The following is a 9,744-nucleotide window of genomic DNA, read 5'->3' as shown; positions in this document are numbered from 1 at the left end:
AATGGTCCGTTGTCGGTGGTGGTGTCGGGTGATGTGGTGGCGTTGCGGGAGTTGGTGGCGGAGTGTGAGGCGGACGGTGTCCGTGCCCGGATGATTGCGGTGGATTACGCCTCGCATTCGGTGCAGGTGGAGGAGATCAGGGACCGGCTTTTGGAAGAGTTGGCGTCGGTGCGTCCGCAGGCACAGTCGGTGCCGGTGTACTCCTCTGTTACCGGAGGGCTTTTGGATGTTGGTGCGGCTGATGCGGCGTACTGGGTGCGTAATCTGCGCGAGACGGTCCGCTTCGAGGAGGCTGTTCAGGCGTTGATCGCGGATGGTCGACGGGTGTTTGTCGAGGTCAGTCCGCACCCTGTACTCACCACGTCGCTCCAGGAGATCTTGGACGCGTCCGCCGTGTCCGCTGGCATCGAGGGTGTTGTTGTGGGCACTTTGCGCCGGGGTGAGGGTGGTTCGCGGCGGATGGTGGCCTCGCTGGCCGAACTGTTCGTCCACGGCGTGCCCGTCTCCTGGCGGTCGATCTTCGCCGGTGATCTCGATGCTCGCCGGGTCGAACTGCCCACGTACGCGTTCCAGCACCAGCGGTATTGGACCGACGAGGGCCGGCGATCGGACCCCGACCAGCAGGCCACAGCGGACGCGGAGTTCTGGGACTCCGTGGAGCGCGCGGACATCGACGCCCTCGCCAACACACTGGAGCTGGACACGGGCATGGTGTCGTCCATGGTCCCCGCCCTGTCGTCGTGGCGCGAACGCAGCCGTGACAACAGCGCTGTGGACGCCTGGCGTTACCGGGAGTCCTGGCAGCGGCTGGACATATCGGCCTCCCCGGTCTGCGTGCCGTCCGAGCCGTGGCTGGTCGTTGTCCCGACAGACATGGACGAGGACCCGTGGGTGGCTGCCGTAGTGGCTGCCATGGGACCTCGGACCGTGGCGATGGTGCACGACGGCGCTGACGACCGTGCCGCGCTGGCGGCGCGGCTGTCCGAGCACGCCTGCGCCGGTGTCCTGTCCCTTCTGGCGCTAGGCGAGTCCGAGCCGGTGGTGTCGCAGCTCGTCCTCGTCCAGGCACTCGCGGACGCCGGGGTCACCGCCCCCATGTGGGCGGTGACCCGGGGCGCGGTGTCCGTGGGACGCCGCGATCCGCTCACCAGCCCCCGGCAGGGCGGCGTGTGGGGCCTCGGCCGAGTGGCCGCGCTTGAACGGCCCGCGCAGTGGGGCGGCCTGGTGGACCTGCCCGAAATGTTCGACGAACGGGCGGCGGGGCGGCTGACGTCGGTGCTGGCCGGCGAACGGGGCGAGGACCAGGTCGCGGTACGGGACGACGGTGTGTTCGGTCGCCGGCTGGTCCGGGCATCGACGGGCCCCTTCGTACCAGGCGGCCCGGACGGACGAGGCACGGGCTTCGACGGTACGACCCCGGCGCCCTGGCGCACCGGCGGAACCACGCTGATCACCGGCGGAACCGGCGGTCTGGGAACGTTCGTTGCACGCTGGGCGGTCGAGCGCGGTGCTGAACACGTGGTGCTGCTCAGCAGAAGCGGCCCGGACGCCGAGGGAGCCGGGACGTCCCGCGCCGATCTAGAACGGCTGGGTGCCCGGGTCACCGTAGTGGCCTGCGACGTCGCCGACCGCGACGCGCTCTCCGAGGTGGTGGAGTCCGTCCGGGACACACTGCGCATGGTCGTCCACGCCGCCGGCGTACGCCAGGCCCTGACGGACCTCGACACGGTGACAGCCGACCATGTCACGGCCGAACTGCGCGCCAAGGTGACCGGCGCCGCACATCTGGACGAGTTGACCCGTGACCTGGAACTGGACGCCTTCGTGCTGTTCTCCTCGGGCACCGCGACATGGGGAAGCGCCGGCCAGGTCGGTTGCGCCGCCGCCGACGCCGCCCTGGACGCCCTGGCGGCCCACCGCCGGGCTCGCGGGCAGACCGCCCTGTCGGTGGCATGGGGTGCCTGGGCCGAGGTGGGCATGTCCGTTGACAACCTTGTACAAACCGCGCATCTGCGGCGGTTGGGCGTCCTGCCCTTGAAGCCGAAGCTGGCTCTTGTGGCGCTTCAGCGCGCCTTGCACGACGACGACACGACCCTGACGGTCTCGGACATGGACTGGTCCCGGTTCGCCCCCGCGTTCACGGCGGCCCGTCCGAGTCCGCTGCTGTCGGAACTCCCCGAGGCCGTCGAGGCGCTGTCCGGTGGCAGAGAGCAGAGCGCGGACGGCTTCGCCCTGACGGACTTCGGACGTCGATGGGCAGGGATACCGGTGGGGGAGCGCCCGCGCTTCTTGCACGGTCTGATCGGTGGCCATGTCGCGGCCGTACTGGGACACAGCTCACCGGACCGCGTCGATGTCGGCCAGGCATTCAAGGAGCTTGGCTTCGACTCGCTCACGGCGGTGGAACTGCGCAACCGCCTCGTCGCCACGACCGCGCTCAGCCTGCCCGCCAGCCTCGTGTTCGACTACCCCACGATCGCGGGACTCGCCGGTCACCTCACCGAACGGCTCGACAGCCCTACCACCCCGGTGGGTGACGTGGCAGGGGGTCCGGTGTCACCGCGCCTGGTACCGGCCGACGACGACCCGATCGTGATCGTCGGAATGGCATGCCGGCTGCCCGGCGGGGTGGCGAGCCCCGATGAGCTGTGGAGCCTGGTCACCGGGGGCCGGGACGCGGTGTCGGAGTTCCCCACCGACCGGGGCTGGGACCTGGACGAGCTGTACGGTACGGGCCCCAACGCCTCGGTCACCGCCGAGGGCGGCTTCCTCCATGACGCAGGGGAGTTCGACGCGGGGTTCTTCGGGATCTCGCCGCGTGAGGCGCTCGCCATGGACCCGCAGCAGCGCTTGCTGCTGGAGACTTCGTGGGAAGCGCTCGAACACGCAGGGATCGCCCCGGCCTCCCTGGCCGAGGCCCCCATCGGGGTGTTCATCGGCGCGATCCCCTCGGGCTACACCGAAGTGGCGGCCCGGTCGGGCGAGGACATGTCCGGTCACCTCGTCACCGGCGGCTCGCAGAGCGTACTGTCCGGGCGCGTGGCGTACACGCTGGGCCTGCGGGGCCCGGCGGTGACGGTGGACACGGCGTGTTCGTCGTCGTTGGTGGCGTTGCATCTGGCCGCGCAGGCGTTGCGGTCGGGCGAGTGCACGATGGCCCTCACCGGCGGTGTGACGATCATGGCGACGGCCGAGGCGTTCGTCGGCTTCTCGGTGCAGGGCGGGCTGGCCGCCGATGGTCGGTGCAAGGCGTTCGCGGACGGTGCCGATGGCACCGCGTGGTCCGAGGGCGCTGGCGTGCTGGTGGTGCAGCGGTTGTCGGATGCGCGGCGTGAGGGTCGTCGGGTGTTGGCGGTCGTGCGGTCGAGTGCGGTGAATCAGGATGGTGCGTCGAATGGTTTGACGGCGCCGAATGGTCCGGCGCAGCAGCGGGTGATTCGGCAGGCGTTGGCGGGTGCTGGGTTGTCTGCTGCTGAGGTGGATGTGGTGGAGGCGCATGGTACGGGCACGGTGCTTGGCGACCCGATCGAGGCGCAGGCGCTGATCGCTACGTACGGTCAAGGGCGGCCGGAGGATCGGCCGTTGTGGCTGGGCTCATTGAAGTCGAACATCGGTCATACGCAGGCTGCGGCGGGTGTGGCGGGCATCATCAAGATGGTGTTGGCGATGCGGCACGGTGTGCTGCCGCCCACGCTGCACGTGCACGCCCCGTCCTCGAAGGTGGACTGGACGCAGGGGAGCGTCCGGTTGTTGACCGAGGCGACTGCGTGGCCGGAGTCGGGTCGTGCGCGTCGGGCGGGTGTGTCGTCCTTTGGGGTGTCGGGGACCAACGCGCACGTCATTTTGGAAGCGCCCGAGCCTGTCGTTGAGCCGGTTGAGCCGGTTGAGCCGGTTGAGCCTGTTGGGTCTGTCGGGGGGCTGGCGGATGGTCTGGCCGTTCCCGTAGGTGTGGTGCCGTGGGTGCTGTCGGGGAAGACGGCGGAAGCGGTACGGGCCCAAGCTGCCCGCCTGTTGCAGTGGGCGGAGGCCCGGCCCACCCTCGACCCACGGGACGTGGCGTGGTCGCTCGCGACGACCAGGTCTCCCCTCGACCACCGCGCGGCGATCGTCGGCGCCGACCGGAATGCCTTGCTCGATGGTCTGCGGGCCTGCTCGGCGGGGGAACCGACGCTCCAGGGGCAGCCCGCCGGAGCCACCTCGGGTGTGGGGGTGTTGTTCAGTGGTCAGGGTGCGCAGCGGTTGGGTATGGGGCGGCGGTTGTATGAGTCTTCGGCGGTGTTTGCGGGGGCGTTGGATGTGGTGGTTGCTGAGTTGGAGTTGCATGTGGGTCGGTCGTTGACCGAGGTGATGTGGGGTGGGGATGCGGGGTTGTTGGAGGGTACGGGTTGGGCGCAGCCGGCGTTGTTTGCGGTGGAGGTGGCGTTGTTTCGGGTGGTGGAGTCGTGGGGTGTGGTTGTGGATTATGTGTTGGGTCATTCGGTGGGTGAGATTGCTGCTGCGCATGTGTCGGGTGTGTTGTCGTTGGGGGATGCGTGTCGGTTGGTGGCGGCGCGTGGTGGGTTGATGCAGGCGTTGCCTGCCGGTGGGGCGATGGTGGCGGTGGAGGCCAGTGAGGACGAGGTTGCCGGGTTGTTGACTGCGGGGGTGTCGATTGCCGCGGTCAACTCGCCTGGGTCGCTGGTTCTCGCCGGTAATGAGGATGAGGTCACGCGTATTGCCGAGGAGTTCGTGGGCCGAGGGCGGCGGACGAACCGCCTGCGGGTCTCTCACGCGTTTCATTCGCCGTTGATGGAGCCGATGCTTGCTGAGTTTGAGCAGGTTTTGGGGACGTTGGTGTGGGGTGCGCCGCGGATTGCGGTGGTGTCGGCGTTGACGGGGGAGTTGGTGGATGCGGAGGTGTTCTCTGCTCCGGCGTATTGGGTGCGTCAGGTGCGGGAGACGGTTCGGTTCGCTGATGGTGTGCGGCGGTTGGAGTCGTTGGGTGTACGGACGCTGATTGAGGTGGGGCCGAATGGTGCCCTGGCTGCGATGGCGCAGCACACCTGCACCGAGGCCGTCACCGCCGTAGCCCTGCTGCGCGGTGACGACCAGCCCGAGGACACCGCACTGGTCACGGCGGTGGCCCGGCTGTTCGTCCAGGGCATCCCACTCGACTGGGAGCCGTTCTTCGCCGGGGCCCGGCGCATGGAGCTGCCGACGTACGCGTTCCAACGTCAGCGGTACTGGCCCGACGCCCCGGCTGCGGTCGGGAACGTGCTGGGTGCGGGGCTCACACCGGCCGAACACCCCTTCCTGGGTGCGATGGTCTCCCTGCCCGACTCCGGTGGGACGCTGTTCACCGGCAGGGTGTCGCTCCTCTCGCACCCCTGGCTGGCCGAACACGTGGTGCGGGGGCAAGCGGTCTTTCCCACGACCGGCTTCGTGGAGCTGGCGGTCCGCGCGGGGGACACGGTGGGCTGCGCTCACCTGGGTGAACTGGCCCTGGAGACACCACTGGTCATCCCTGCTCAGGGTGGCTGTGGGCTTCAGGTCGCCCTTACCGAGCAGGAGCGCGGCTGGACGGTCACGATCCACTCCCGCCCCGACGGTGGCGAGGTATGGACCCGGCATGCGACGGGTGTACTGAGCGCGGCGCCGTCCACCACTGATGACATCGAGTTCGGCACAGTGGGCTCGCAGTGGCCGCCTGCCGGGACTACGGCCGTCGACATCGCGAAGACGCACGCCACCGGACCCGAGAGTCCGGATCACGAGGTGACGTACGGGCCGGTGTTCCAGGGGTTGACCAGGGCTTGGGCCCAGGGGCAGCGGGTGTGGGCAGAGGTCGCGTTGCCGGAAAGCCAGACGGATCGGGCCGCGGCGTTCGGAATGCATCCGGCGCTGCTCGATGCCGTCCTGCGCGCGGCGATGTTCGCCGCGCCGCACACACCATCGCCGTCACAGCGGGTGCTGAATGAAGAAGCCGAAGAAGAGGCGCGGCTGCCGTTCCACGTCACCGGCCTCGTACTGCGAGCCTCCGGCGCGACGCGAGTACGGGCCTGCCTGACCCGGACAGGCCGCGACGAGATCAGCGTCGCGGTCACGGACAGCGCGGGAGAGCCCGTGCTGTCGATCGGATCGGTGCTGACCCGCCCCTGGTCGGAAACCGACATCAGGGACGGACTCGACGATACGGCCGTACTCGTACCCCGGTGGGCCGAGCTGACGCACACTTCCGGGCCGGGCCCGGCCCTGCCGGGCGACCACTGGACCGTCGTGGGCGGGGGCGGCCACCACATCGATCTGCCCGCGCTGACGGCATCGCTCGACGAGGGGACGCCCGTACCGCCACGCGTGGTACTCGCCGTGCCGCACCACTGCGGGCCCGACTCGGTCGTCCGAGCGACGCATGACGTCACGGCCTGGACGCTGGAGCAGCTGCGGCACTGGCTGACCGAACAGCGGTACGCGGCAACCCGGTTGATGGTGGTGACCCGGGCCGCGGTCACCACGGGCCCCGGCGATCCGCTGGCCGACCTGCCAGCCGCCGCCGTCTGGGGTCTGGTGCGCTCGGCCCAGACGGAGAACCCCGACCGGATCACCCTGGTCGACCTGGAAGCCCCGGGCGCCCCGGACGAGCTGCGCGATGTGGCCGCCGGAACAGGCCCGGACCTCGGGAGTCTGGTACGGGCGGACGCGACCGGTGAGCCTCAGCTCGCACTGCGCGGCGACAGCATTCTCGTCCCCCGGCTGGTCCGGCACACCACCGCCGAGCCGGCCAAGCCCGACGCCCTCGCGGGCATGGACGGAACGGTGCTGATCACGGGCGGTACGGGCGGCCTGGGCAGCCAGCTCGCCCTGCACCTGGTCCGCACCCACGGGATTCGGAACCTGCTGCTGGTCAGCCGCCGTGGCGAGCGGGCCGAAGGCGCGGCCGAACTGGTCGCGACCCTGTCCGGGCTGGGCGCCCGAGCCACTGTGGTGGCCTGCGACGTCTCCGACCGGGACGCGGTGGCGGCGCTGCTGGCCGAGCACCCGGTGGCGGGCGTCGTACACACCGCCGGTGTCGTCAACGACGGTGTCATCGGCTCGCTGACCCCGGAGCGGCTGGACTCCGTGCTCGCGCCGAAGGCCGATGCCACCTGGTATCTCCATGAGCTGACCCGCGACCTGGACCTGTCGCTGTTCGTCGTCTTCTCGTCCCTGGCCGGCATGTTCGGCGGCCCCGGGCAGGGCAACTACGCGTCCGCGAACGTCTTCGCGGACGCGATCATGCAGGCGCGCCACCACAACGGGCTGCCCGGTGTGTCGCTGGCCTGGGGCGCCTGGTCGCCCGAGGCCGGTCTCACCGCGGCCCTGTCCGACATCGACCTGCGGCGGATGAACGCCTCGGGCATGCCACCGCTCTCGATCGAGCAGGGACTCGGCCTCTTCGACCGGGCACTGAACGTCGGTGAACCGGTCGTCGCACTGACCCGCCTGGACAGCGTGGCGCTGCGTGCCCAGCCCGATGTCCCCGTGGTGTTGCGATCCCTCGTGGGCCGGGTGGTCCGGCGGAGCGCCGGCGACGACCGCCCCGACGCCGACAGCTTCGCCCACCGCTGGGCCGGGGTCCCGGCCGACGACCGTACGCGCTTTTTGCGCGAGCTGATCCACGGGCAGGTCGCCGCCGTACTGGGGCACACCGCCTCCACTCGGATCGATATCGGGCAGGCGTTCAAGGAGCTGGGTTTCGACTCGCTGACGGCGGTGGAGTTGCGTAACCAGCTCACCGCGGCGACCGGGCTCAGCCTGCCTGCCACCTTGGCCTTCGACTATCCCTCGATCACCGCACTCGCCGGCCATGTGGCCGAACTCCTGGGCGTACCCCGCGCCGCGGACATCAGCACCGTGCCGGCTGTCCTTCCGGTGACAGACGACCCGATCGTCATTGTCGGCATGGCCTGCCGCTACCCCGGAGAGGTGTCGAGCCCGGACCAGCTGTGGCAGCTCGTCTCCGATGGCCGGGACGCCGTGGCCGGCTTCCCGGAAGACCGGGGCTGGGACTTGGACGGACTCCTTGGCTCAGGCGCGGCCGAAGGCGCCTCCGTCACCGCGAAGGGCGGTTTCCTCAGCGGCGTAGGGGAGTTCGACGCGGGGTTCTTTGGGATTTCGCCGCGCGAGGCGGTGGCGACCGATCCGCAGCAGCGGTTGCTGTTGGAGACCTCGTGGGAGGCGCTGGAGCACGCGGGTATCGACCCATCGTCGCTTGCCGGCAGCCCGGTCGGTGTCTACGTGGGCGCCTTCGAGTCCGGATACGCCCAGGTCGCGGGCCGGTCGGGCGAGGACATGACCGGTCACCTCATGACCGGAGGCTCACCGAGCGTCGCCTCGGGCCGGGTGGCGTACGTCCTCGGTCTCCAGGGCCCGGCGGTGACGGTGGACACGGCGTGTTCGTCATCGCTGGTGGCGCTGCATCTGGCCGCGCAGGCGTTGCGGTTGGGGGAGTGCACGATGGCTCTCGCCGGTGGTGTGACCGTCATGGCGACACCCGAGACCTTCGTCGGTTTCACCCAGCAGGGCGGACTAGCGGCGGATGGTCGGTGCAAGGCGTTCGCGGACGGTGCCGATGGCACGGGGTGGGCCGAGGGTGCCGGAATGCTGGTGGTGCAGCGGTTGTCGGATGCGCGGCGTGCGGGGCGTCGGGTGCTGGCGGTCGTACGGTCCAGCGCCATCAACCAGGACGGCGCGTCCAACGGTTTGACGGCGCCCAACGGTCCGGCGCAGCAGCGGGTAATCCGGCAGGCATTGGCGGGCGCGGGGCTGTCGGCAGCGGATGTGGACGCGGTTGAGGCGCATGGTACGGGCACGGTGCTCGGCGACCCGATCGAGGCCCAGGCGCTGTTGGCGACGTATGGCCAAGGGCGGCTGGATGAGCGGCCGTTGTGGCTGGGCTCGCTGAAGTCCAACGTCGGTCACACCCAGGCCGCCGCCGGAGTCGCGGGCATCATCAAGATGGTCATGGCGATGCAACACGGTGTGCTGCCGCGGACCCTGCATGTGGACGCTCCGTCGTCGAAGGTGGATTGGTCCCAGGGCGACGTACGGCTGCTGACCGAGTCCACTGCGTGGCCCGAGACGGGCCGTCCGCGGCGGGCCGGAGTGTCGTCCTTCGGGGTGTCCGGGACGAACGCGCACGTCATCATCGAAGCCGACACGGAGACGGAGAGCCCGGCGGACACATCCGCCGCTGGTCCTGCCACCGCTGGCGGCACGGGGAGCGGTAGCGGGACCGGTCTCGCTGGCACCGAGGTGCCGTGGGTGTTGTCGGGTAGGTCGGTTGAGGCGGTGCGTGGTCAGGCGGTGCGGTTGTTGGAGTGGGCGGAGGCCGCTTCGACTGTTGATGTGTTGGGTGTGGGGTGGTCGTTGGTGGCGACGCGTGCTGTGTTCGATCACCGCGTGGTGGTGGCTGGCGGTGATCGTGCGGAGTTGTTGTCGGGGTTGCGGGCTGTGGTGGGGGGTGAGCCTGCGTCGGGTGTGTTCCAGGGGCGGGTTGCTGGTGATGTGGGTTCGGGTGTGGTGTTTGTGTTCCCGGGTCAGGGTGGTCAGTGGGTGGGTATGGCGCGGGAGTTGTGGGCGGCTTCGGAGGTCTTCGCGGCGGGGATGACGGAGTGTGCGGAGGCACTTGGCCCGTTCGTGGAGTGGTCGTTGTGGGATGTGTTGGGTGATGAGGTGGCGTTGGGTCGGGTGGAGGTGGTGCAGCCGGTTTTGTGGGCGGTGATGGTG

The 9,744-nt window shown here is 69.8% G+C and carries 1 protein-coding gene; it reads left to right on the top strand.

The annotated features are described in order from the left end of the window. A partial coding sequence (locus FHS42_RS35860) for a type I polyketide synthase (protein ID WP_184580535.1) occupies window positions 1-9,744 on the top strand: 9,744 nt, incomplete at both ends.

The sequence above is a fragment of the Streptomyces zagrosensis genome (genome assembly GCF_014203645.1).
Classification (GTDB): Bacteria; Actinomycetota; Actinomycetes; order Streptomycetales; family Streptomycetaceae; genus Streptomyces; species Streptomyces zagrosensis.
The sequence above is the reverse complement of the archived record's forward strand: the minus strand, read 5'-3'. Positions and strand labels throughout refer to the sequence as shown.